The sequence below is a fragment of the Streptomyces sp. NBC_01390 genome (assembly GCF_045040105.1).
Classification (GTDB): domain Bacteria; phylum Actinomycetota; class Actinomycetes; order Streptomycetales; family Streptomycetaceae; genus Streptomyces.
This window is the reverse complement of sequence record NZ_CP109551.1, coordinates 3,735,784-3,759,111: the sequence shown is the minus strand read 5'-3', so window position 1 is coordinate 3,759,111 and position 23,328 is coordinate 3,735,784. Positions and strand designations below refer to the sequence as shown.

General features: G+C 70.6%; 22 protein-coding genes. 11 read left to right on the top strand and 11 right to left on the bottom strand.

What is annotated here, in order from left to right; genetic code table 11:
• Positions 1-33: 33 nt before the first annotated feature.
• From OG241_RS16830 to OG241_RS16820, 3 genes are all read right to left on the bottom strand, one after another.
• Positions 34-2,052, bottom strand: a complete 2,019-nt coding sequence (locus OG241_RS16830) for an FAD/NAD(P)-binding protein (RefSeq protein WP_405816228.1) — start codon at positions 2,050-2,052, stop codon at positions 34-36.
• A gap of 151 nt (positions 2,053-2,203) precedes the next feature.
• The gene (locus OG241_RS16825; protein ID WP_405816227.1) at positions 2,204-3,862 is read right to left on the bottom strand and encodes an alkaline phosphatase D family protein; all 1,659 of its coding nucleotides are present in this window, start codon (positions 3,860-3,862) and stop codon (positions 2,204-2,206) included.
• Positions 3,863-3,996: 134 nt separating this feature from the next.
• The gene (locus OG241_RS16820) at positions 3,997-4,641 is read right to left on the bottom strand and encodes an HNH endonuclease family protein (protein WP_405816226.1); all 645 of its coding nucleotides are present in this window, start codon (positions 4,639-4,641) and stop codon (positions 3,997-3,999) included.
• Between the two features lie 366 nt (positions 4,642-5,007).
• Here OG241_RS16820 and OG241_RS16815 point away from each other — a divergent pair, with 366 nt between their 5' ends.
• Both OG241_RS16815 and OG241_RS16810 read left to right on the top strand, forming a co-directional pair.
• Positions 5,008-5,589 carry a TMEM165/GDT1 family protein gene (locus OG241_RS16815; protein WP_405816225.1) on the top strand — a complete coding sequence of 194 codons (582 nt, stop codon included), beginning with the start codon at positions 5,008-5,010 and terminating at the stop codon, positions 5,587-5,589.
• A gap of 201 nt (positions 5,590-5,790) precedes the next feature.
• Positions 5,791-6,471: an HAD family hydrolase gene (locus tag OG241_RS16810; RefSeq protein ID WP_405816224.1), complete on the top strand. Its 681-nt coding sequence runs from the start codon at positions 5,791-5,793 to the stop codon at positions 6,469-6,471.
• Between the two features lie 164 nt (positions 6,472-6,635).
• Here OG241_RS16810 and OG241_RS16805 read toward each other — a convergent pair whose 3' ends face one another.
• Entirely contained in the window at positions 6,636-7,379 is a 744-nt protein-coding gene (locus OG241_RS16805) for an alpha/beta hydrolase (RefSeq protein ID WP_405816223.1), read from the bottom strand.
• Positions 7,380-7,428: 49 nt separating this feature from the next.
• Here OG241_RS16805 and OG241_RS16800 point away from each other — a divergent pair, with 49 nt between their 5' ends.
• Positions 7,429-7,806, top strand: coding sequence for a winged helix-turn-helix transcriptional regulator (locus OG241_RS16800; protein WP_405816222.1), 378 nt, complete (start codon positions 7,429-7,431; stop codon positions 7,804-7,806).
• Between the two features lie 118 nt (positions 7,807-7,924).
• Here OG241_RS16800 and OG241_RS16795 read toward each other — a convergent pair whose 3' ends face one another.
• The gene (locus OG241_RS16795) at positions 7,925-8,950 is read right to left on the bottom strand and encodes a peptidoglycan-binding protein (RefSeq protein WP_405816221.1); all 1,026 of its coding nucleotides are present in this window, start codon (positions 8,948-8,950) and stop codon (positions 7,925-7,927) included.
• Between the two features lie 197 nt (positions 8,951-9,147).
• Here OG241_RS16795 and OG241_RS16790 point away from each other — a divergent pair, with 197 nt between their 5' ends.
• A complete protein-coding gene (locus OG241_RS16790) occupies positions 9,148-11,214 on the top strand; it encodes a DHA2 family efflux MFS transporter permease subunit (RefSeq protein WP_405816219.1) in 2,067 nt (688 codons plus the stop codon).
• Here OG241_RS16790 and OG241_RS16785 read toward each other — a convergent pair.
• Positions 11,207-11,743, bottom strand: coding sequence for a GNAT family N-acetyltransferase (locus tag OG241_RS16785; protein ID WP_405816218.1), 537 nt, complete (start codon positions 11,741-11,743; stop codon positions 11,207-11,209). The genes OG241_RS16790 and OG241_RS16785 overlap by 8 nt on opposite strands.
• Positions 11,744-11,919: 176 nt before the next feature.
• On the opposite strand from OG241_RS16785, the gene OG241_RS16780 reads away from it, so the two are divergent.
• Together OG241_RS16780 and OG241_RS16775 are read left to right on the top strand one after the other, a co-directional pair.
• Positions 11,920-12,522 carry a hypothetical protein gene (locus OG241_RS16780; RefSeq protein WP_405816217.1) on the top strand — a complete coding sequence of 201 codons (603 nt, stop codon included), beginning with the start codon at positions 11,920-11,922 and terminating at the stop codon, positions 12,520-12,522.
• A 5-nt stretch (positions 12,523-12,527) separates the two neighbouring features.
• Entirely contained in the window at positions 12,528-13,190 is a 663-nt protein-coding gene (locus tag OG241_RS16775) for a hypothetical protein (protein ID WP_405816215.1), read from the top strand.
• 67 nt (positions 13,191-13,257) lie between these two features.
• Here OG241_RS16775 and OG241_RS16770 read toward each other — a convergent pair whose 3' ends face one another.
• Positions 13,258-13,698 carry a DUF1992 domain-containing protein gene (locus OG241_RS16770; RefSeq protein ID WP_405816213.1) on the bottom strand — a complete coding sequence of 147 codons (441 nt, stop codon included), beginning with the start codon at positions 13,696-13,698 and terminating at the stop codon, positions 13,258-13,260.
• 155 nt (positions 13,699-13,853) lie between these two features.
• On the opposite strand from OG241_RS16770, the gene OG241_RS16765 reads away from it, so the two are divergent.
• The gene (locus tag OG241_RS16765; protein ID WP_405816212.1) at positions 13,854-14,246 is read left to right on the top strand and encodes a hypothetical protein; all 393 of its coding nucleotides are present in this window, start codon (positions 13,854-13,856) and stop codon (positions 14,244-14,246) included.
• 33 nt (positions 14,247-14,279) lie between these two features.
• Here the strand turns inward: OG241_RS16765 and OG241_RS16760 are convergent, their stop codons facing one another.
• Entirely contained in the window at positions 14,280-14,951 is a 672-nt protein-coding gene (locus tag OG241_RS16760; protein WP_405816211.1) for an O-methyltransferase, read from the bottom strand.
• 62 nt (positions 14,952-15,013) lie between these two features.
• A complete protein-coding gene (locus OG241_RS16755; RefSeq protein WP_405816209.1) occupies positions 15,014-15,913 on the bottom strand; it encodes a metallophosphoesterase in 900 nt (299 codons plus the stop codon).
• A 284-nt stretch (positions 15,914-16,197) separates the two neighbouring features.
• Between OG241_RS16755 and OG241_RS16750 the strand changes: the two genes are divergently transcribed.
• The 4 genes from OG241_RS16750 to OG241_RS16735 all read left to right on the top strand — a co-directional run bounded on the left by OG241_RS16750 (position 16,198) and on the right by OG241_RS16735 (position 20,916).
• Positions 16,198-18,249, top strand: a complete 2,052-nt coding sequence (locus OG241_RS16750) for a bifunctional glycosyltransferase 87/phosphatase PAP2 family protein (protein ID WP_405816207.1) — start codon at positions 16,198-16,200, stop codon at positions 18,247-18,249.
• 274 nt (positions 18,250-18,523) lie between these two features.
• Entirely contained in the window at positions 18,524-18,745 is a 222-nt protein-coding gene (locus OG241_RS16745; RefSeq protein WP_405816206.1) for an ABC transporter permease, read from the top strand.
• Positions 18,746-18,777: 32 nt separating this feature from the next.
• The gene (locus OG241_RS16740; RefSeq protein ID WP_405816205.1) at positions 18,778-19,521 is read left to right on the top strand and encodes a hypothetical protein; all 744 of its coding nucleotides are present in this window, start codon (positions 18,778-18,780) and stop codon (positions 19,519-19,521) included.
• A gap of 6 nt (positions 19,522-19,527) precedes the next feature.
• Entirely contained in the window at positions 19,528-20,916 is a 1,389-nt protein-coding gene (locus tag OG241_RS16735) for a hypothetical protein (RefSeq protein WP_405816204.1), read from the top strand.
• A 17-nt stretch (positions 20,917-20,933) separates the two neighbouring features.
• On the opposite strand, the gene OG241_RS16730 is transcribed toward OG241_RS16735, so the two are convergent.
• The gene (locus OG241_RS16730) at positions 20,934-21,827 is read right to left on the bottom strand and encodes a phytoene/squalene synthase family protein (RefSeq protein WP_405816203.1); all 894 of its coding nucleotides are present in this window, start codon (positions 21,825-21,827) and stop codon (positions 20,934-20,936) included.
• Positions 21,828-22,057: 230 nt separating this feature from the next.
• Positions 22,058-23,296: a cytochrome P450 gene (locus OG241_RS16725; RefSeq protein WP_405816202.1), complete on the bottom strand. Its 1,239-nt coding sequence runs from the start codon at positions 23,294-23,296 to the stop codon at positions 22,058-22,060.
• Positions 23,297-23,328 lie beyond the last annotated feature (32 nt).

Below are 23,328 nucleotides of genomic sequence, written 5' to 3'. Positions count from 1 at the left end.
CGGAACCGAGCGGGTAATCCACCGTAGGGGGGCCTAATCAATGCTTACAAGTTCAACATTTGGCCACCGCTTTGTGGCCGAAAGGGCCTCCGCTTGTCGTTGCGGCTTCACAGTTTCTGCACGTGGGACCTCAGTTGGGGCCATGCGCAGCACGGTCCGCGCCACCGCATCCGCGTCCGAAAGTGTGACCGAATCCACGCCGGGTCGAGCCCCGGCCGCAGTCACCCAGTGCACGCCCTCCGTTGGCACTCCGAGCGCCAACCTCTTTGTGTGTGGCCGACTTTGACGGTCCATCAGGTGATAGGGCCGCGGTGTGACGTCCAGGCCGCCAGTTTCGTAGCCGTCGATCACATGGGGCCTTGCCCCGCCCGTCCGCAGCAGCCCGGCGAGGAGCGGGTCGGCCGTGCGGCGGAGGTCGGGCTCCGGCAGCCGCGCCTCTATGAGCGTGGTCACGCGTACGGCCGAGCCCGGGACGTCGGGGGAGTGCGCCACCCAGGCCCCGTCCCCGGCCCGTACGTCGAGCCGGGGTCCGAGCACCTCCACCACGCCCGCCGTCACCAGCGCGGCCAGCTCCTCGACCCGTCGCCGGGGCGGCCCGATCGACAGGAACGCGTTGAGCGGGGTGTACCAGCGGTCCAGATGATCCCGGCGCGAAGTGCCCGGCAGCCCGCCGTGGTCGACGATCAGCCGCAACTCGTTGCGGAGGTCGCGCAGCACGTCCTGGGCGGCCTTCACGGGCCCGTCGACGTTCCCCGACGCGGCCCGGGCGGCGTCCTCGTGGAGATGGGCGAGCAGCCAGGTCCGCCAGGCGGCGGTGTGGGGGAAGACCTGTCCGGCGTACGGCCGTGACATCCGCTCCCAGGACCAGCGGTCGGCCTCCGGTACGCCGAACTCGTCGAGTACGGCGGCCTCCTGGGGGGAGCGGTGCGCGGAGGAGAGGAAGCGGTCCCGGAAGTCGTCGAGCTGGCGCGTCGTCAACTCCCGTGTCCGCAGCAGGGTTTCGTAGTAGACAGTCTCGACCTCCTTCGCCACCAGCGGCCATATCTCCGTGCGGAAGTCGGGCGCCTCGCCGGAGTCGGCGCGTTTGCGGAAGCAGGCGATCACTTCGGGGGTGAGGACGAGCGGGGTGTGCCTGCCGTACGGGCCCTTCGCGTTGTCGCCGCGCGCCTGGTACGGGATGCCGCGCCGCGAACCGGCGTAGAGGCGCGGTTCACGCCCGGAGGGAAGATAACGCAGGCCACCCGCACCGGAGTTGGACGCGTCGCGCACGAAACGGCCGCCCCGGCCGGTCGTCAGGAGGGTCAGGTGGTCGAAGAAGTTGAGGCCGAGCCCGCGCAGCAGGACCGGTTCACCGGGGACGATCGGCGAGAGGTCGACGTCGGCCGGGTTGGCGGGCGCGATGTGGCACAGGCCGCGTCGGCCGGCGTACGAGCTGAGGCGCCGCTGCTCGTCGTCCGGGAGGAGGGGGAGGTGGCCCTGGGCGAGGACGACGGCGGTCAGGGCGGTCAGGGTGCGGCCGTCGGCGAGGGTGAGGGTCTGGCTGCCGTCGGGGGCGTCGTCGAGGCGGGTCGCGCGGGCTCGGTGCGTCCGGACGCGTACGGCGGGTGGCGCCTCGCGCACGACCTTCGCGAACACCCACTCCAGGTAACGCCCGTAGTGGGTGCGGGTCGGGTAGTCGTCCGGCCCCAACTCGTCTTCCCCCTCGGGTGAGTTGTGCTTCGCCCACTCGTACAGGCTCGGGCCCGGCCGGACGGGGCCCGAGCAGTCCACGCTGTCGTCGGTGAAGAGGGTCACCTGGGAGGCCACGGTGTTCATCAGCAGCCGGGGCGACTGCGAGGTGCGCCAGACCTGGCCCGCGCCCGGCGGCGCCGGGTCGACGACGTGGACGGTCAACCGGGTACCGGGCGGCAGGAGTTCGGGCACGGAGGCGCAGAGGCGTTCCAGCACGCTGGTGCCGCGCGGACCGGCCCCGACCAGGGCGACGGACACGTCGAGGCATTCGGGCGGGCCCCCGGAGACGGTCCCGGACGGCTCGACGGGCGCTGGAGGCATGGGGGGAACTCCCGGGCGTGTGGGGCGCGTTGGCAGCGGACCGCCAACCGGAAGCCGGCGGTCCGCCTCATCATGCCGTCGGCGTCCGCACGAACCCGGCACCGGGGACGAGGCTCGCCGCCGGTGTGGGAAGCCTCACCCGCTCACACGCTCACCCGCTCAGCTGTGACTCCATGACCGTCTCCAGCTCCGCGCCGCGGTCCTTCTCGCCTCGGACCCGGTCGAGCCGCAGTCGGGCCGAACGGCCGCGCACCGTCAGGGTCATCAGCATGTTGCCGAACCAGGGGCCGCCTGTGCGGCGCCAGGCGACCGGTGGCGGCGGGACCCGGCCGTGCCGGGCGAAACGGCGGCCCAACGCGCGGCCCAGACCGCTCCAGCCCAGGCGGAAGCCGACCTTGATGTAGAGGGGGATGGCGTTGTGGACCGGGGAGCAGGTCAGCTGGAGGACGCGGGCGTCCGGGCGGGCGGCCTCGGGCCAGGTGGGCTCGGCCGCGTACGCGTGGTGGACGTCGCCCGACAGGACCAGCACCGTCGCCGGTGCCTCCGGGCCGGAGCCGGCCTCCGCGATCAGGTCGGCCAGGGCGGTGAACGAGGTGGTGAAGGCCGCCCAGTGTTCGAGGTCGGCTCCTCGGCGAAGTTTCTCCCCGAACCGGGCCCAGCGCGCGCCCCGTTCGCCCGCGCACAGGGCCGCGTCCCAGGCCTCGGCGTCGTGCACGAGGTGCGGCAGCAGCCAGGGGAGCGAGGTGCCGATGAGGAGGTGGTCGCAGGAGCCGGGATCCGCCAGCGCCTGTTCGCGCACCCAGGCCGCCTCGCCCGTGTCCAGCATCGAGCGCTTGTCCTCGTCCAGGACCCGGGCCGCTCTGCTGTCCACCATCAGCAGCCGTACGCGGCCGAAGTCCCGCCGGTAGCTCCAGCGGACCGACTCGGGGTCGGTGTCCGCCCGGGCGGCGAAGGCGCGCACCGCGTCCGTACCGTCGGGAAGCTCGCGTACGGCCGCGTACAGCGGGTCGGTGGCGAGCTCGGCCGGGGCGAGGTTGCCCAGGTGCTGGTGCACCCAGTACGACATCAGGCCGCTCAGCAGCCGCTCGCGCCACCACGGGGTCGCCCGCATGTCGGCCAGCCAGGCGGCGCTGGTGTTCCAGTCGTCGATGACGTCGTGGTCGTCGAAGATCATGCAGCTGGGGACGGTGGAGAGGAGCCAGCGGACCTCGGGGTCGAGCCAGGACTCGTAGTAGAGGTGGGTGTACTCCTCGTAGTCCGCGACCTCGGCGCCCGGCGGTTCGGACAGGTCGCGGCGGGCGGCGAGCCAGTCGCGGGTGGCGTCGGACACCTCGTCGGCGTACACCTGGTCGCCCAACAGGAGGAGGACGTCCGGGCGTTCGGCCGTCGGGTCGGCCGCGATACGTGCCGCCAGGGTGTCCAGGGCGTCCGCGCCCACCGGGTCCTTGTCGTCGGCGGCCGGCGCCGCCCAGCGGCAGGAGCCGAAGGCGATCCGGAACGCGTCGCCCTCTTCGCCGAGCCCTCCGTCCTCGGCGGTGCGGATGACGGAGGGCGGGAAGGGGGAGTCGGGCAGCGGCCACACGCGGACGCCGTCCAGCAGCACTTCGTAGGGAGTCGACGTGCCCGGAGTGAGGCCGGTCACCGGGATCAGCGCGTAGTGGTGGCCCGCGACCTGGAAGGTGCGGGTCTCACCGCCGGCGCCGTCCGCGCAGCGTGCCTCGGCGGTGCAGGGGCGGCTCGCCTCCACCCAGACGGTCGCGGACGAGCTGTCGGCGTACCTCAGCAGCGGTCCCAGGCGAAGTGTCGCCACGTGATCACCCTCCTCCGTCGCACCGTACGGTACGGACGACGGAGAAGGGCGGGGAGGTTCCGTGCATGATGCAAACTTTTCGCCATCGGTCACCGTTGGTCAGCGGCCGAACGGGGGGACGGGCGTGCGGTCGATCAGCAGGCGGCGAGGTAGCTGGTGAGCGCGGTCTTCTCGGCCGAGTCGACGGAGAGGCCGTAGTAGTACTTCACCTGGACCCAGGCGCGGACGTAGGTGCAGCGGTACGAGGTGACCGACGGCATCCACTCGGCCGGGTCCTTGTCGCTCTTCGACTGGTTCACGTTGTCCGTGACGGCGATCAGCTGCGGGCGGGTGATGTCGTTGGCGAAACCCTGGCGCGCGGCGGTGGTCCAGGCGCTGGCACCCGAGTCCCAGGCCTCGGCGAGCGGGACCAGGTGGTCGATGTCGAGGTCGGAGGCGGCGGTCCAGGTGGCGCCGTCGTACGGGGAGTACCAGCTGCCGCTGGTGGAGGCGCAGGCGGAGTCGGTGACGACGTTCGAGCCGTCGCGCTTGAGGATGTACTCACGCGTGTTGCACGTGCCGCTGATGGTGATCCAGGTGGGGAAGAGGTCGCGGTCGTAGCCGGTGCGGTTCTCGGCCTTCACGGTGAGCGAGGCGAGGTAGGTGCGTGCGGTGGCCGCGCTGACCGGGGTGGGGAGGGCGGCGGAGGCGGTCGGACCGTTGAGAAGTCCGACCGAGGCTATGAGACCGGTGAGCGCGGCGAGTATGCTGAGCCGTCGACGCGCGTAGAACTTCGGCATGCGAACTCCCTCGGGGAATGGGGGTGTTGGGCGCGAGCGAGTGAATCGTCGCGTCGCCTGATTGCCGTGAGATGTGCGGTTGGTAAGAAGTTAGTGACGTGTCCATGACATAACAACCCTCTGGGGTCGGTTATCCTTGGCGGTGCAGAAGGGGAGTAGCTCTTCGCCGGACCGTCGACATACTGCTCAGCTCGTCTGAGCCGGCGCCCGGAGGCAGGTTCCGCGCACATCGTGCGGACCGGCCAGCGAGACCTTCGGCAGAGCAGCACATACGTATTGCGTGTGCTGCCGTGCCGAGGTGTCGCAGCGCGGAAAGCGCGAGGTCATCACACTCTCGGCGGGGCAGCCCCGACCGATTGAGGAACCTTGATCAGCATCAGTGTCACGGCGCTCGTCTTCGGCGTCGTCTTCCTGGCCGAACTCCCGGACAAGACCGCCCTCGCCGGGCTCGTCCTCGGCACCCGCTACCGCGCCTCGTACGTCTTCGCGGGCGTCGCCGCCGCCTTCGCCGTCCATGTCGCGCTGGCCGTCGCGGCGGGCAGCGTCCTCACGCTGCTTCCCCAGCAGCTCGTTCACGCGCTGACCGGTGTGCTCTTCCTGGGCGGGGCCGCTGTGCTGCTGCTGAAGAAGGGCGGGGACGAGGAGGAGGTACGGCGGCCCGAGAACCAGTCCTTCTGGAAGGTGTCCGGGGCCGGCTTCATGCTCATCCTGGTCGCCGAGTTCGGCGATCTCACGCAGATCATGACGGCCAACCTCGCCGCCCGCTACGACGACCCGCTCTCGGTCGGTCTTGGAGCGGTGCTGGCGCTGTGGGCGGTGGCGGGGCTCGGGATCGTCGGTGGGAGGGCCCTGATGAAGCGGGTGCCGCTGGAGCTGATCACCAAGGTCGCGGCGGTACTGATGCTGGGGCTCGGGGTGTGGAGTCTTTGGGAGGCGGTGCGCGGGTAGGGGGCGTTGAGCGGGGAACGGGAGAGCGGGGGTGCCCTGGTGGGGTGCTCGGGAGATGGCCGGTCGGTGAACGATTGCCTCGGGCGGTAGCGGGAGGCACGGTTTCTTTTGTACCGTGTGGAAACAAAGTGGCTCCCGCCCGTTTTCCCTGACCGGCGGGCGGGGCCGCCTTGGTCCCGTACCTGTGTCTGGAGCCTGCCGATGACGGCCACCACCCCCACCACCGTGCTCACCGCCCGCGCCCTCCTTCTCGACATGGACGGCACCCTCGTCAACTCGGACGCTGCCGTCGAGCGCATCTGGCGGCGTTGGGCGGACGGGCACGGGCTGGACGGCGACGAGGTGATGAAGGTGGTGCACGGGCGGCAGGGATACGCCTCCATGGCGGTGCTGCTGCCCGACCGGCCCATGGAGCAGAACTACGCCGACAACGCGCGCCTGCTCGCGGAGGAGACCGCTGACCTGGAGGGTGTGGTCGCCGTACCGGGTGCGCGCGAGTTCCTGGAGTCCCTGCACGGGCTGCCGCACGCGCTGGTGACCTCCGCGAATGTCGCGCTGTCGACCGCGCGGATGGGTGCGGCGGGGTTGGGGTTGCCGGATGTTCGCGTCACCGCGGAGTCGGTGGGCGCGAGCAAGCCGGACCCGGAAGGGTTTCTGAAGGGTGCGGCCGAGTTGGGGGTCGACCCCGCCGACTGTGTGGTCTTCGAGGACTCCGGGGCGGGGATCTCGGCGGGGCGCGCTGCGGGGATGCGGGTGGTGGGGGTTGGGCCGCGGGCCCACCTTCACGGGCCGGATGTGGTGGTGCCGGATCTGGTGGGGGTGCGGGTTGTGTCTGTGGGGGGCGGGGAGCTGCGGGTGTCTTTCGGGGCGGGCGGGGTCTGAGCGGGGGTCGGGGTTTCTTTCCCACCCGCCCACCCGTCTCGGCTGATTACCAGGCGCCCTTGCCGTTCACTGAGCCATGGGGCACGTGAACGGGGCGGTACCGGGCCGAAAGTGCCGCGGCCACGCGACGCCCCTGCGCCAGGCAATCAGCTACCGGCTACCGGTCAGCCGGCCTTCAGCAGCAGGTCGGTGAGTGCGTCCGGCACGGTGACCATGCAGTCATGGCCGCTCTGCAGCTCCCACACCTGTGACGTGGCGCCGCCCGGCCGCACCGCCGGCACTGGGCGGCGCGTGACGTCCTCCGGTGCGTTGCCGACACAGTGGATGTACGTCCGGGAAATCTTGTCCACGGCCGGGTTGTCCAGCCGGACCGGCTGCAGGAAGCAGCGCACCGAGTCGTCCGACAGCATGGTGCGCAGCCACGCGGTGTCCGCCGGGTCGGTCACCCCGAACAGTCCCATGGGCGCGGGCATTTCCGGCACGGGCGGAATGCGCCAGGGGGCGTCGGAGGCGGCGGCCGCGTCGATCAGTCGCTGGGTCATCTCCGGTATGACGTCCAGCGCGCTCTCACCGTCGGTCGGGAGCATCGCGTCGACGTAGACCATGTGCGCGATCCGGTCCGGGACCTCGTTGGCCACACCGGATATGACCATCCCGGCGTAACTGTGCCCGACCAGGACCACGTTGGTGAGATCCCGTTCGCCGAGGAGAGTGACGACGTCGCCGACGTGGGTGTCCAGGTCGACGTCCGGAGTGAGCAGGTGTTCCTTCTCGCCGTGGCCGGTCAGTGAAGGCGCGAACACCTGATGCCCGGCCCGGGTCAGCAGGGGAACCACCCGGTCCCAGACGCGCCCGCTGTGCCAGGCACCATGGACAAGAACATAGGTCTTGGTGTGCGACGTACTCATGCGGGAAGACGCTACTGAGCCAACAGGAACCTCCAGGTAACCTTCGGAGATGCCTGACTCAGCCGGAAGCGTCTTCCTCGCCGACTGCCCCGCCCGGCTCGCCATCGACATCTTCACCAACAAATGGGCCGTCGTCGTCCTGTTCGCTCTCAGTCGCGGGCCTCGTCGGCACGGTGAACTCGTCGACCTCGTCGGTGGCATCTCCCGCAAGGTGCTCACCGAGACACTGCGCAGACTTCAGGGCTACGGCCTGATCGAGCGCCGCGCCTATGCCGAGGCACCCCCACGGGTCGAGTACAGCCTCACCGACCTCGGCCAGACCCTCACCGAGCCCATCGCCGCCCTGACCGACTGGGCGAAGACGTACGGCGACGCCGTCGCCAACTTCCAGGAAGCGGCGCAGCAGGACAGCACCTCCGGCACCTGACCCGCGACCGCCACCGTTCAAACGCGAGGGCCCTTCGGGGCGCGAAGCAGGGGGCTGGGGGTGGCGGCCCCGGACGGCGGGTACCTGAACGCCGGACGTCGACCGAGCCCGCGCAGCCCTAGGGCTCCGTCGTTTCCGACTCCAGGCGTTGCCGTGTAGTCCGGTCGTACACGCCCGGTTCCTGCGCGTTGATGCCGCGCGTCGTCTGGTAGGTGGTCACCGCGGTCTCGACGTTGTCGTCGTAGACGCCGTCCGTGTCGTTGAGGTAGATCGCCAACTGGCGCAGCCGCAGCTGGAGTTCGAGGACCTCGTCGCCGCGGTCGCCGGGGCGCAGGACAGGGGTGGTGTCCTTGTCGTCGCCGCCGGGAGCCGGCGAGATCGTGCCGGTGGCCTGTGCGGTCGTCGGTGCCTGGGTCGGGGTGGCCGACCTGGACGGGGTCGCGGAAGGCGCCGCCGGGGTGGGCGAGAGGGTCGGGGTCGGGCTGAGGGACGGGGTGGGAGCGGGCGATGCCGACGCCGATGCCGACGACGTAGGGCTGCTGGACGGTTTCGGGGGCGCCGCGCTGGTCGTCGCCGCCGGCACGCTCTCCCGTACTTCCTGGGCGGACGTGTTGTCCCGGGCCGGTTTGTCGTACGTGAACATCCCGACGGCCAGTCCGCCCGCCGCCAGTACGGCCACGACCGCTCCGGCCGCGCCGAGAAGCAGGCCCCGGGGGCGGCGGACCGCATCGCCCAGCTGTTCGTCTTCGGCGGAGTCGATGGAGTCCGTGGAGTCGGCGGGGTAGGCGGGGGTACCCGAGAGCTGCGGTAAGGGTGGCAGCGCGGTGGTCGCGGGGTCGTTCGTCCCCCAGGTGGTCCCCTGGACCGCCGGCAGCGGCATCGTGGCCTCGGCCGCCCCGTCGGGGGCCGGGTGCTCGGACGATGAGGGTGACGAGGGTGAGGCTGGCGAGGCGGGTGATTCCGGGGTCAGTTCCACGTACGGGCGTATGCGCAGCGGGTCGAAGTCCTCCGCTGCCGCTGCCTCCGCCGACCGGTTCTCCAGGTGAGCGTCGGCCGCGCGTTCGGCGCAGGCGCAGGACGGCGTGTTGTCGGCTCCCCGGGGCACGCCGCACTCCGGACACACGTGCCCCTTCGGATCGTTCACTGCGTGTCGGTTCCTTCCCCGTGCGAATCCCCGTACGAACCCCCGTGCGAATGTCCGAGGTTATCCAAAGCCTCTTCACACCTTCTCCCGGAAGCCCCCGGAATCCGGGCTTCCGGCGAATCTCGTGAGGATTCGACAGGCCATAACAGGTCACACCGACCACGATGGGGGTGTCGCGAGAGTCACAGGAGGACTTCATGGCCGCGGAAGCGCACGGCAGAGTGGGGGATGCGGGGGAGGTAGCGGACGGGCGACCGGTGACGCGTGGGCCCGAACACGTGCCCGGGAACGTGCTCGTCTCCATCGGTGCCCTGCTGCTCGGCATGCTGCTCGCCGCCCTCGACCAGACCATCGTGTCGACCGCGCTGCCGACCATCGTCAGCGACCTGGGCGGCATGGACCACCTGTCCTGGGTGGTCACCGCCTATCTGCTCGCGTCGACCGCCGCCACCCCCCTCTGGGGCAAACTGGGCGACCAGTACGGCCGGAAACGGCTGTTCCAGGCCGCGATCGTGATCTTCCTGATCGGCTCCGCGCTGTGTGGTATGGCGCAGAACATGCCCCAGCTGATCGGCTTCCGGGCGCTCCAGGGGCTCGGTGGCGGCGGGCTCATGGTGCTGTCGATGGCGATCGTGGGAGATCTGGTCCCGCCGCGTGAACGGGGGCGCTACCAGGGCCTGTTCGGTGCCGTCTTCGGCGCGACCAGCGTGCTCGGCCCGCTGTTGGGCGGTCTCTTCACCGAACACCTCAGCTGGCGCTGGGTGTTCTACGTCAACCTCCCCGTCGGCGCCGTCGCCCTCGCCGTGATCGCGACCGTCCTGCGCATCCCGCGCCGCTCCACCCGGCACGTCATCGACTACCTGGGCACCCTTCTCATCGCCTCCGTCGCCACCTGCCTGATCCTCGTCACCTCCCTCGGCGCCTCCTGGGGCTGGGGCTCGGCGCGGATCGTCGGCCTTGCGGTACTCGGGGTCGTGCTCGCCGTCGCCTTCGTCCTCGTCGAGCGACGGGCGGCCGAACCCGTCCTCCCGCTCAAGCTGTTCCGGCTGCGCACCTTCACCCTCACGGCCGTCATCAGCTTCGTCGTCGGCTTCGCCATGTTCGGCGCGATGACCTATCTGCCGACGTTCCTCCAGGTCGTCCAGGGTGTCTCGCCGACCATGTCGGGCGTGCACATGCTGCCGATGGTGCTCGGCCTGCTCGTCGCCTCCACCACCTCCGGGCAGATCGTCAGCCGTACGGGCCGCTGGAAGGTGTTCCCCATCGCCGGCACCGGCGTCACCGCCTTCGGCCTCCTCCTGCTCCACCGGCTCGACGAACACAGCTCCACCGGCGAGATGAGCGTCTACTTCCTCGTCTTCGGCCTGGGCCTCGGCCTGGTCATGCAGGTCCTGGTGCTGATCGTGCAGAACGCGGTCTCGTACGAGGATCTGGGCGTCGCCACCTCCGGCGCCACCTTCTTCCGCTCCATCGGCGCTTCCTTCGGCGTGGCCGTCTTCGGTACGGTCTTCGCCGACCGCCTCGGCGACAAGCTCACCGACGCGTTCCGGGGCGTACGACTGCCCGCCGGGGTCTCGGCGGACGCCCTGGAGTCCGACCCGCGCGGCATCGCCGCCCTCCCCTCGGCGCTGCGACCGCCCGCGCTGCACGCCTACGCGTCCGCCATCACCGACGTCTTCCTGTACGCCGTTCCGGTCGCCGTTCTCGGTTTCGTCCTCGCCTGGTTCCTGCGCGAGGACCGGCTGCGCGGCTCGGTGACCGCCCCCGACGTCACGGAGACCCTCGCCAGCAACCCGGTCCAGCGGTCGTCCTACGACGAGGTGTGCCGCGCGCTGTCGGTGCTCGGCACCCGCGAGGGACGGCGCGAGATCTACCGGACGATCACCGCACGGGCCGGCCTCGACCTGTATCCGGCGGCGAGCTGGCTGCTGCTGCGCATCCGGCGGTACGGCTGGGCGGAGCCCGCGGTCCTGGCCGAGCGCAGCCTCGTGCCGCTGACCGTGATCATCGAGGCCGCCCGGCAGGTCGAGGTACGCCGACTGGCCGTACGCGAGGGTCTCGACATGGTTCTCACCGACGCGGGCCGCGAGGTCGCCGAACGGCTGGCCGAGGCCCGCGAGGAGTCCCTGGCCGAGCTGCTGGGCGACTGGTGGGGCCCGGACCGCCCCACCGACCTGGTCCAGCTGGTGAAACTGCTGAACGAGGAGCTGTGCGGCTCGGACGCGGAACAGCCGCACAACGGCTCGGCGGACAAGCTCAGTTGAGGTCTTGCGGGTTCCCCCGCCGTTCCAGGTCCCCCGGCCGCTCCAGGTTCTTGCGGAACCAGTGCTCGGCGTACTCGCTGTCGTTGTGGGGCTCGGTCTCCAGGTAGCCGAGGTGGGCGTAGAGGGCGCGTGCCTCGACCAGGTCGGAGCGGGTGTCGAGGACCAGGTGCCGGGCGCCTAGGGCCCGGGCCGCGTCCTCCGCCGCGGCCACCAGCAGGGCGGCGCCGCCCTTCCCCCGCATCCCCTCGTACAGGAAGACCCGGGTCAGCTCACCGGTCGTGGCGTCGAGGAGCCGTACGCCCGCGCTGCCGGCCGGCTCGCCGTCGTACCGGGCGACGAGCAACTGGCCGCCCGGCGGGGCGAGTTCTGCGCCCGAGTTGGCCGCGACCTCGCGCTCCAGCTCACCGGGTTCGGTACGCCGGCCCTCGTGCAGGAGGTACCAGCGGTCGCTGACCTCCGTGTAGTACGCCCGCCAGAGCGCGGCGGCGACAGGGGAGTCGAAGGGTTCCGGGGTGATCGTCCAGGTCATGACCGGCATTCTCGGCAGCCGGCCCACCGGGTGCGCAACTCGATTACCCGTGACCCGCGGGTCCCGCCCCGGGCTGTTTGGGGAGCCGCTTCCGGGCAACCCGCTGCAATGACCGGTCTGTTCGGACTGTCGGTCGGGTCGGTCGAGAAGTCGGTCGAGAAATCCGGAAGGCGTTCATGTCCACAGGAGTGCTCATCGTTCTGATCGTGATCGTTGTCGTCGCGGCCGTCGTCATCGGCGCGCTCGCCCTGAACCGGCGGGCCGCCGGCGCACACGGTCCACGCAATCTGAAACGGCGCTTCGGGCCCGAGTACGACCGGGTCGTCTCCCGTCACGGCGGGGACACCAAGGCTGCCGACCATGAACTCACCGAGCGTGTCCAGCGCCACGGCGACCTGCGGGAACGGGCGTTGGAGCCCGCCGAGCGCGAGCGGTTCGCGGCCCGCTGGACGGCCGCCCAGGAACAGTTCGTCGAGTCGCCGCACCAGGCGGTCGCCGACGCGGACCTGCTCCTCGCCGAGGTGGCCGGCGCACGCGGCTTCCCCGAGGGCGGTCAGTACGAGGAGCAGTTCGCCGCGCTCTCGGTGCACCACGCCCAGCATGTGCACGGCTACCGGCGCGTGCACCACGCGGCTCGCGAGGAGCGGGCCGACACGGAGGAGCTGCGCACGGCGATGATCGAGGCCCGCGCCCTCTTCGACGACCTGGTCGGCGAGGGGGAGCGGCCCCGCCCGAAGTCGAAGTCGCCGCTCAACAAGCTTCAGTTGAAGGGGAGTTGACGCACATGACGGACATCGGCAAGCGCGACACCAACACGACGAAGCCGGACACCGGGCGGCTGGATCCGGAGAGGTCCGCCACCGAGAGGCCGGGCACCGAGAGGTCGGGCACCGAGAGGCCGGCCGAGAGGTCGGCTCACGAGCGGGCGACCGGCGAGCGGGCGACCAGTGAGCGGGCGGTCGGCGAGCGGGCTGTCGGCGAAAAGCAGGTCGGCGAACGGCTGCCCGGCGAACGCGTGCCCGGTGACGGACCGGCCGGCGACCGTCCCATCGGTGTGCGGCCGCTCGGCGAGAAGGCCGGTACCGGGAAGGCAGCCGGTGCTTCCACGGTGCCGCCGCCCGGCGCCGCCCCGGCGCCCACCCGGGCTCACCAGGGCCAGTCGTCCCACGGGGTCGTGCTGCTCGCGCAGGACGAGCGGGACAAGCTCACACTGCGGCTCCAGCACGCCATCACCGGGTTCGTGGACGGCCCCAAGGAGTCCGTCGAGGAGGCCGACCGCGTACTGGAGGAGGTCACCGAGCGCTTCACGGAGGCGATCGAGCGCAACCGCCGTACCGTGCGCGCGACCCTGCAGTCCACCGGTGGCACCGACGGCGGCGACACCGAGCGGCTCCGTCTCGCCCTGCGGGACTACCGCGAACTGGCGGAACGGCTGCTGCACAGCTGAGCCCCCGCCCCAGCCCGGGCGGCGGCGCGCGGCAGGCCGAGGACCGCACCGCCCGTCTCCGCTCCGGTTATTCCGCCCGCTCCGTCCGCTCCGCCTGCCCCGCCCGTGTCTCCCGCGCTTCCCGCCACTCGCGTACGACCTCGTCGACGTCGTACGGCTTCAGGCCCAGCGGGGGGCCGGGCGGCGGCTTGAACATCATGTCGCGGATCTTGACGTTGATCTCCGTCACGATCCGGCGGACCGCCCCCTCGGAAGGCGCCCGGCGCGCCGCCACCAGCGCGTCCTCCGCCTCCTTGCGCAGGGCCAGCGTCGGCGGCAGGACCGACAGCCCCTCGCGGGCCATCTTCTGCTTGACCCACCACAGTTCGTCGTACGACGTGTCAGGACCCTCGGACAGCGGCTTGCCCACACCGGGCAGCGCGGCGATCTCCCCGCGCGCCTCAGCCTCGCGGATCTGCCGGTCGACCCAGGACTCGAAACTCACACCGGGTGGTTTGCGTTCGGTCATGTGTCCATTGTGCCGGACCCGGCCCAAGGCGACGATGGGGCGATTTATCATGCGGCGGCGTACGGCAACATAGCTGCCGTACAGGGACTGTTCAGCAACGATTGTTCCGTGAGGACGGTCGGGTCACCTTCGGTGACCGTTCAGAAGGAGCGCACGTGCTCGAACTCACCATGGCTACCGTCTCCGGGACGGAAGCCGGCGCCACGGCCGGCATGCTCATGGCCGAGGCGCCCAGCGAACCGGGGGCCATCATGCGGGTGGGCCGGGACAAGGCGGTGTGCCGTCTCGTGACCCCCGACGACTGGCTGTTCGTCTCACGGGTCCACCTGGAGTTCCTGTGCGGCCCCGACGGCACCTGGCACCTCTCCTGGCTGCAGGGCTCCCAGCCCGACCCGTCCTCCGAAGTCCGGCTGGTCGTCGGCGAGTATGCCCAGACCGTGCCGTACGGAGGGAGCGTGCCGTTGCCCCGGGGCGGTGCCGGAGAGATCATCGTCCAGGACCGCACCGGGCCGCGCAGCGTCAACGTGGGCTTCTACCACGAGGGTTGAGCACCGGCGGGCGGAGCCGGCGGGGGCTCCTGGCTAGGCCACGACCCTCGCCAGCGCGAACCCGTCGTACCCCTTGCTGCCCACCGTCTGTACCGCCGTGCCGCTCAACCTCGGGTGTTCGGCGATGAGTTGGAGAGCCGCGCGGGTGCCCCGGATGCTCGGGTCGGCGGAGTCCGCGTCGGTCACCGCGCCCCCGCGCACCACGTTGTCGACGATGATCAGGCTGCCCGCGGTGGTCAGCCGCAGCGCCCACTCCACGTAGTGCGGGTTGTTGACCTTGTCGGCGTCGATGAAGACCAGGTCGAACGGCGCCGGGTTCTCGTCGGCCAGCTTGGGCAGCGACTCCAGGGCGGGGCCCGTCCGCACCTCGGTGATGTCGTCCAGGCCGGCCCGGGCGAGATTGCGGCGGGCGACGTCGGCGTGCTTCTCGTCGTACTCCAGGGTGATCAGCCGGCCGTCGGCCGGGAGCGCGCGACCGAGCCAGATCGTGCTGTAGCCGCCGAGGGTGCCGATCTCCAGGATGCGGCGGGCGCCCTGGACCTGGGCGAGGAGCTGGAGCAGCTTGCCCTGGTTCGGGGCGACGTTGATGTGCGGCAGCCCCTCCGCGTCGCTGTCGCGCAGCGCCGCCTCCAGGGCGTCGTCGGCCGGGGCGAGGAGGGTCGTGAAGTAGTCGTCGACGTCTTCCCAGCGCTGGGACTCGCTCATGAAAGTCGTGCCTTCCGTTCGGGACGGGGGTGGGAGGTGGGAGGTGCGGGCAGTGTGCCGAGTCATTTGTAGCCCTTGTCGGCCCTGTAGCCCTCGCGGGCGATCACTTCGGTGATCCGCGCCTCGTCGACTTCGTAGACCGTCTCACCGGCCCGGGGGTCGCGGGCGTGCAGCGTGTGGAACAGCGGGCCGTGCGGCGAGCCCAGGTCGACGAGCGTGGCCGAGGCCCCGCGCACCGCCCGTTCCGTGCCCGCCGGGCCGGTCAGGTCGATCCGGTTGACCACCCCCGGCGTCACCCACACGGGCACCGCCTCCAGATACCCCATGATCTGCAGGTGGAAGTGGCCGCACAGGATCAGCCGTACGTCGCTGCCACGGACCGCGTCGGCGAGGTCCGCCGGGTTGCCGAGCCCCAGCGCCCGCTGCAGCGCGTTGTCGAGGGCGATCGGCGGATGGTGCAGCACGACCGTCGTGCCGTGCGCCGCCGGGGTGCGCAACAGCTCGCGCAGCCAGTCGAGTTGGGTGGCGCCGAGATAGCCGTACACCTTGCCCGGCACGAGCGAGTCGAGGGTGACGATCCGATGCCCGTCGACCACGCTCGACGCCGCCAACTCGCCGTCGGCGGAAATGAGTCGGGCCTCGGCCCGGTCCCCGCCCGCCGGGTCCAGATGCCCGCTGCCCAGGGCCTTCGCGAAGGCGCCGCGCTCGTCGTGGTTGCCGGTGGTGCAGAACACGGGTATGCCCCGCTCCCGGGCGAACGCGCCCACGAGGTCCCGTACGACCGCGTACTCCTCGGGCGCCCCGCTGTCCGCGAGGTCCCCGCTGACGACGACGGCCCCGAGGCCCCTGAGATGCGATACGTCGGTGAGTATCCGGCGCAGCGACGCGGTGGTGTCGACGCCGTGACGGTTGGGTGCGCCGGCGTGGTTGATGTGGGTGTCCGACAGCTGAAGGATCCGCATCCCGGCGACGCTACTCCGGCCCGGCCGGGCCATGGTCGTCTCGGCGGGACGTCGTCCGATCCGGCCTGAAACGGCCGCTTTCCCGCCTGTGCGTGGTCTGGGCCGATTTCCGGGTGAGACTGAATACAGGGCAAAAGGTGGACGTTCCTCAGGTGAAGCGGGGGTTGCTCGCGTCCCTCATAGGAGGCAGTGCGATTCTCTAAACGTTCGTAGAGGATGAGACGCGTGGGACAAAGGGTGCCCATAGTGCGTACAGGGCAGATATGGCGAGAGGTCTACGAGGCGTGGCAAACGCGGAGCACGGTGGTGGAGCGGGAGGTGCCTTCGGAAGGGGCACCGCCGAGACGGCGCAGGCACGGCTGAAAGTGGCCCGTGTGGCGCTCTGGCTCATCGTCGGCGTCCTCGCGGTCAGACAGGTGGCCGCCGTCCTCAGCACCCCGAAGGCGGACCGGCTGACCGATCTGGAGACCTGGGTAGGGCCCGACGGTGTGCTGCATGTGAAGGGCTCGCTCTACGACTCCACGCAGTTCACCGGCACCCCCTTCGGCGGACTCGTCCTCAAGCCGCTCACCCGGGCCGCCGAACAGGCCCTCGGCTGGGGCTGGACCTTCGGCACGCTGCTGCTGGTCGTCGCACTCGGAGTGATCGCCGCCCGAGCCCTGCCCGCGCCCGTGAGCCGCCGCACCTCGCTGCTCGCCGCGCCCGTCGCGATCAGCCTGCTGATGCTGTCGCTGCCGGTGCGCAACACCCTCTACCTCGGCCAGACCAGCATCATCCCCGTCCTGCTGGTCCTCCTCGGCTGCTTCGTCGCCCGCGAGGAACGGGCCGCCGGCGCCCTCATCGGCCTCGCCGCGGCCCTCCAGCCCACCGTGCTGCTGTTCGCGCCGCTGCTGTGGTTCACCGGCCGGCGCCGGGCCGCCGTCTCCGCCGGCATCACCTTCGCCGCCTGCACCGCGCTCGCCTGGGTCGCGATGGCCGACGACTCGTACACCTACTGGGTCCACCACCTGGGCGGGGCCGGGCTCGGCGGCGCCGCCGACGACCTCGCCAACCAGTCCCTGCACGGCGCCCTGCTGCGGCTGGGCTTCGACGGCCCCCTCGAAATCGGCCTGTTCCTGGTGCTCGGTGCCGGTGTCGCCGTCCTCGGCCTGCGCCGGGCGGTGCGCTACGCCGAGGACGGCCAGCTGCTGCTGGCGGTCGCGATCACCGGCTGCGCCGCCGTGGCGGTCTCGCCCACGAGCTGGCAGCACCAGCTGCTGTGGGTGCTGCTCGCGGTCGTCGGCCGGGTCGGCAGGCGGGCCTCCGACCGCTACATGTGGCCGGTCGCCGTCATCATCGTGATGACGCTGCCCGCCAAGATGGTCATCCCGAACATGGGCGCCCTCTATCCGGTCCGCGACAACGTCGTACTGCTGGCCGCGGTCGCCGCCGCCACCGTCGTACCGTTCCTGTCCCGGACCTCGGAGCACTACCGCTCCCCGGTCCCCACGGACTACGCGCCGCCGGTCCCCGCGCGCTTCGGCCGCGTCCCGCTGCTGCCCTTCCTGCGCCGGGTGCTCACCCGCCCGAACCTACTCCTCGAACTGCTGCTGATCCGGGTCACGTACGCCGCCTACCAGAAGGTCCGGCTCGCCGCGACCGGCGGGACGACCACCGGCGGCCGGGTCACCGCCGAGGCGCACGGGCACCAGATCCACGACATCGAGAAGTTCCTGCACATCGACATCGAGCAGTGGGTCAACCACACGGTCGTGCGGATCGACTGGATGCGGAACTTCTTCGACTTCTACTACGAGTCGTTCCACTTCTTCGTGCCGCTGACCGTGCTCGGCGTCCTGTACTGGCGCCGCCCCGTCGACTACCGCTGGGCCCGCGCCTCCCTCGGCTTCGCCACCCTGCTCGCCCTCGTCGGGTTCTGGCTCTACCCGCTGGCGCCGCCGCGTCTGATGCCGGGCCTCGGCATCATCGACACCGTGCACGGCGTCCAGGACTTCTCCAAGCCGGACTACGGGACGCTCACGGCGCTCACCAACCAGTACGCCGCGATGCCCTCGCTGCACTTCGGGTGGTCGCTGTGGTGCGGGCTCGTCATCGCGACCGTGGCGCCGAAGTGGTGGATGAAGGTGTTGGGGCTGCTGCATCCGTTCTTCACGGTGTCCGCGATCGTCGCCACCGGAAACCACTGGGTGCTGGATGCGGCCGGTGGGGCCGCGGTGGTTCTGGCGGGGTTCGGGTTGTCGTACCTGTTCATGGGTCCGCGGGCTCGTACGGTCGTGCGGGCGGCGGAAGTTGATGGTGAGCGGACGGGGGCCGTCAAAAGGCTCGGCCCGGTTTGACCTGGGGCAGGGGTGCGCGGAGACTGTAAGTAGTACGTATCCCTCGTAGGCGTACATCGATACACCCGGGCTCCCGCCGCACGCGGTCCGCGTTCGGCACAGGTACGCAGGTTCCCCGCGGTGACCCAGTCCCCCTTCCCGGTTTCCGGGCGGTCTTCCCGCTTTCCGGGCAGTGGTGTCGACGGGCGCCGGAATCCGAGAGGGGAGGCTCGAAATGGCCTTCCGATCCTTGAACGCTCCGAATCGTCGAAGCCCGGTGCGTAAACGCTTCTGGGTGGAGACCGTGCTGGGTGGCCTTTCCGCGCTGCTCTTCCTGGTGACGCTCATCCAGCGCGACTGGATCGAGACCGTCTTCGGCTTCGAGCCGGACGCCGGGAGCGGTGCGGTGGAGTGGCTCATCGTGGCCGTCACGGCCCTGGTCACCGTTCTGTGCGCTCTCGGCGCGCGGACCGAGTGGCGCAGAACTCATCCGTCCACCGCTCCCGCCGTGCGGTAGGCGAACGGTGCCCTGGGGAAAGGAGCATCGCCATGCCTGAGGATGTCACCGAACTGGTCCGCAAGGCCCCGCTGAGCTTCCTCGGGACGGTCACCCGTCTCGGTGACGCCCGGATGGCAAGCGTGCCGGCCGACGAACGGACGGCCGTCGTCCAGGTGGACGAGGTACTGCACGCGCCGGACGCCTTCAAGCGGCTCGCGGGCAGCGAGGTCACCGTTCAGCTGTCGGCCGAGATCGATCCGCCGGTTGTCGGGGAGGCGGCCGCGTTCTTCACCCGGGGGACGGTCTACGGCGAGGGCCTCGCCGTAGCGGAGCTCGGGCGGCTGCCCGCCGACGCCGTCCAGGAGCATGTGTCCCTCGCGGCCAGGACCGCCGACGCGATGCCGTTCTCCGCGGTACAGCGCGACATCGCGGACACCGACATGGTCGCCCACGCCGACGAGGCGGACGCAGTGGTCGTCGGCACTGTCGTCGGGCTCGAACAGCTGGGAGACGAGCCGTCCTCGGAGCACGCCCCCGACTGGTGGCGCGCACAACTCGACGTGGGGCACGTGGAGCGGGGAAAGGTGTCCCCGGGGCAGGTCGCCGTGCTCTACCCCAACAGCCTGGACTTCCGCTGGTACAAGGTGCCGAAGCCGAAGGCCCAGCAGGAGGGAATGTGGATCCTGCACGCCACGGAGGGCGACCTGAGCAAGTGGGCGCCGTACCAGCTTCTCCACCCCGACGACCGCCAGCCGGTGCAGAAGCTCGAAACCCTGCAGTCCGCGCGGAGGTGAGCCCACATGTCCACCCTCAAGGTCGTCAACATCACCCCCGTCGCCCTGAGCGGCGACGTCAGCCAGGACGGCGAACCGAGTATCGCGGTCAACCCCGAGCACCCGAACGAGATTGTCGCGACCGCGTTCACCCCCGATCCGATGGGAGGCCCCCTCGCCCCGATCTACGTCTCGACCGACGGCGGCAACACCTGGACGCTGCGAAGCATCGTCCCCGGTGGTGCGGACGGCCTCGGGACCGGTGACATCTCGGTCAGTTTCGCCACGAAGGGCGGCGCCCTGTACGCGGGCATCCTCAACGGTCAGGCGGCCGAGGCCGGCATCACCCGTATGCAGATCCTGCGTTCGCCGGGCATCGGCTCGACAGCGCCCATGGCGGTTCTCGTCCAGCGGGACGAGGAGGACCAGCCGTGGGTGGTGGCCGGGAGCGTCGGCGTGAACGGCGGCACTTTCGACCGCGTCTACGTCGGCAACAACGACTTCGGGCAGCAGAGCCCGCAGACGGCGACCGTGGACGTCTCGACCGACGCCCGAACCGCACCGGCACCGGCCGGGTTCACACCCACCCCCATCGAGGCGCGCGCCACCTCCGGTCAGGACGGGCCACCGGTACGGATCGCCCTGCATCCCGACGGGACCGTGTACGCCGCCTTCGAGAGCTGGCAGACGAGGAGCGGGTCGAACGTCACCTTCGACGTGGTGGTCACACGTGACGACAACGGGGGCGTCGGGCCGACCCGGTTCCAGGATCTGATGGACTCGGCGGACCAGACGGTCGGCCAGCGGGTGGCGACCGGGCGGTTCGTGAAATTCAACGCGGTCATGGGACAGGACCGCCTCGGCGGCGACCTCTCCATCGCGGTGGACCCCGCGGACTCGGGCAGCGTGTGGGTCGCGTGGTGCGACCGCGTCGGCGGAGTCACCGGCACCGACTACACCCTGCATGTGCGGCACTCGGCCGACGGCGGCCAGCACTGGACCAACGACGTCCGGACCATCACCGACGCCAAGAACCCCGCGCTGGCGGTGAATTCGGACTCACTGACCGGACTCGCCTACCAGCAGTTCGCGCAGGCACAGTGGATGACGGCGCTGGAGCTGACCGCCGACGGCTGGCAGACACCGGCGGAGCGTCAGGTGCTGCACCAGGCGCCCGCAGGCGTTCCCCAGCGGCTGGGGCTGCCGTTCCTGGGCGACTACATGCGGCTGCTCGCGATCGACCGGGACTTCTACGGCGTCTTCTCGGGGAACAACACCCCCGACCACGCCAACTTCCCGGCGGGTGTGAAGTACCAGCGCCATGCCGACTTCGTGCACCACCAGTTGCTCGACCTGGACAACGTCACGCTGGTGCCGCCGTCGATCGACCCGTTCTTCTTCCACCGGGCAGCGTAGACGCCCGGCTGGAAGGCTCAGTGCGCGTTCGTTGCCAGCGCGGGTATCGCCAGGCCCGGACGGTGCGCCTGGGCCAGTATGCGCAGGCACTCGATCGGGTTGTCCCGTACCGGGCGCCGGGTGACCGCCGAGCCCATCGCGGTCGCCCGGCGCAGGCGGTGGTCGTGCAGGAGGATCACGAAGCGGGTCAACGGCCGCTGTTCCTCCGGGAGTTCGTCGATGATCCGGGTGGCCTCGCGGAGGGTGGCGTGGGCCGTCGCCGCGGTCGCGGAGAGCAGGGAGCGGACGCCGGGGAGGTCTCGGCCGCGCTCCAGGTCGGACCGTGTGACGCCGTGTTTCTCCAGATCGTCGGTGGGGAGGTACAGGCGGCCCTCGCCCAGGTCCTCGGCCAGGTCGGTGAGGAAGTCGGTGCGCTGGCAGGCGTCGGCGAGCAGCCGGCAGCTGTCCGCGAAGGCCTGGCTGCCGCCGCCCGGCACCGACAGACCCGAGGTGATCATGAGGAACGGCCAGGTGAGCGTGTCGATGTACGCCTGGTAGTCGTCCTCGGTCGTGAACCCGGCGAAGTCCAGGTCGATTTCGGCCCCGACGAGGTACGAGTCGACCCAGGAGCGCGGCAGTTCACGTGCCTCGGCGGTGTGCAGGAAGGCCCGCAGCAGGGGATGCCGGGCGGTTCCGGTGTCCAGCGCCGTGCGTACCTGCTCGGCCCAGCCCGCGTAGCGCCGCGTGCGCTCCGCCACCGTGCCCCGGTCGCACAGGTCGTCCGTGAACGAGGCGAACGCGTATCCGGCGAGGATGTGGGGCTGGAGCCGGGCCGGGATCAGCAGCCGAACCGCCAGATGTCCGGCGGGTTCCCGGCTCAGCATGAACTGCTTGGCCTTCAGATAGGCGGCGCGGTCAGAACCGCTGGTCACTCCCGCCGCGTCCAGACAACGATGCCAGGATCGCACCGGCACGCCTCACCGTCGTAGTTGCAGTTGCCCTCGCAGTCTACGGCGGGTGCTGGGCGAATGCCGGGGCGGGGCGGGGCGGAGGCAGGGGCGGGGCGTGGGATGCGCCCCTGCCTCGGGTCTGGTCGGGTCACGTCGGGACGGGCCGGCGACGCCGGGATGCCGCCGGCCCGAGCATGCGACAGGGGTGCGGGCTAGCCCGCGCTCACCTGGAGTTCCTTGACGCCGTTGACCCAGGCCGAGCGCAGCCGGCGCGGGTCGCCCACCAGGGTGAGGCCCGGCATGGCGTCGGCGAGGGCGTTGAAGATCAGGTTGATCTCCAGGACGGCCAGCGACTTGCCGAGGCAGAAGTGCGGGCCTCCGCCGCCGAAGCCGAGGTGCGGATTGGGGTCGCGGGTGATGTCGAACACGTCCGGGGAGTCGAAGACCTCGGGGTCGCGGTTGGCGGAGGAGTAGAACAGCCCGACGCGGTCCCCCTCCTTGATCTTCTGGCCGCCCAGCTCCGTGTCCTGGGTGGCCGTCCGCTGGAAGGACACGATGGGGGTCGCGAAGCGCACGATCTCCTCGGCGGTGGTGTCCGGGCGGTCGCGTTTGTACAGCTCCCACTGGTCGGGGTGGGTGAGGAAGGCGTGCATCCCGTGGGTGATGGCGTTACGGGTCGTCTCGTTGCCCGCGACGGCCAGCATCAGCACGAAGAAGCCGAACTCGTCCGAGGCGAGGTTGCCCTCGTCCGCCGCCGCCACCAGCGTGGTGACGATGTCCTTCGCCGGGCACTGCTTGCGGTCGGCGGACATGTTCATGGCGTACGCGATGAGTTCCATGGCCGACTCCTGGCCGACCTCCTCGGTGATCGCGTACTCCGGATCGTCGTACGAGATCATCTTGTTGGACCACTCGAAGATCCGCAGGCGGTCCTCCTGCGGGATACCGATCAGCTCGGCGATGGCCTGGAGGGGCAGTTCGCAGGCGACCTCGGTGACGAAGTCGAAGGGGCCGCTGCGGGCGGCGGCGTTCGCGGCGATGGCGAGCGCGCGGTTTCGCAGGTTGTCCTCCAGGGCGCGGATCGCGCGCGGGGTGAAGCCGCGCTGCACGATCTGCCGGACGCGGGTGTGCTCGGGCGGGTCCATGTTGAGAAGGATCAGCCGCTGGGCGTCGATCGCGTCGCGCTCGATGTGCTCGTTGAAGCGGATGATCGCGGTGTTGGTGGTGGAGGAGAACAACTCCGGGTGTGTGGACACGTACTTGACGTCCGCGTGCCGGGTGACAGCCCAGTAGCCCTCGTCCGCGAAGCCCGCGATGCCGGAGCGCTGGGACACCCAGTGGACCGGCTCGGTGGCGCGCAGCTCGGCGAACTCCGGGAGAGGTACGCGGTGTTGCAGCACGTCAGGGTCGGTGAAGTCGAACCCTTCGGGCAACGCTGGGCAGGATGCCATCAAAAACTCCCGTCATCTGAACAGTATCTGAC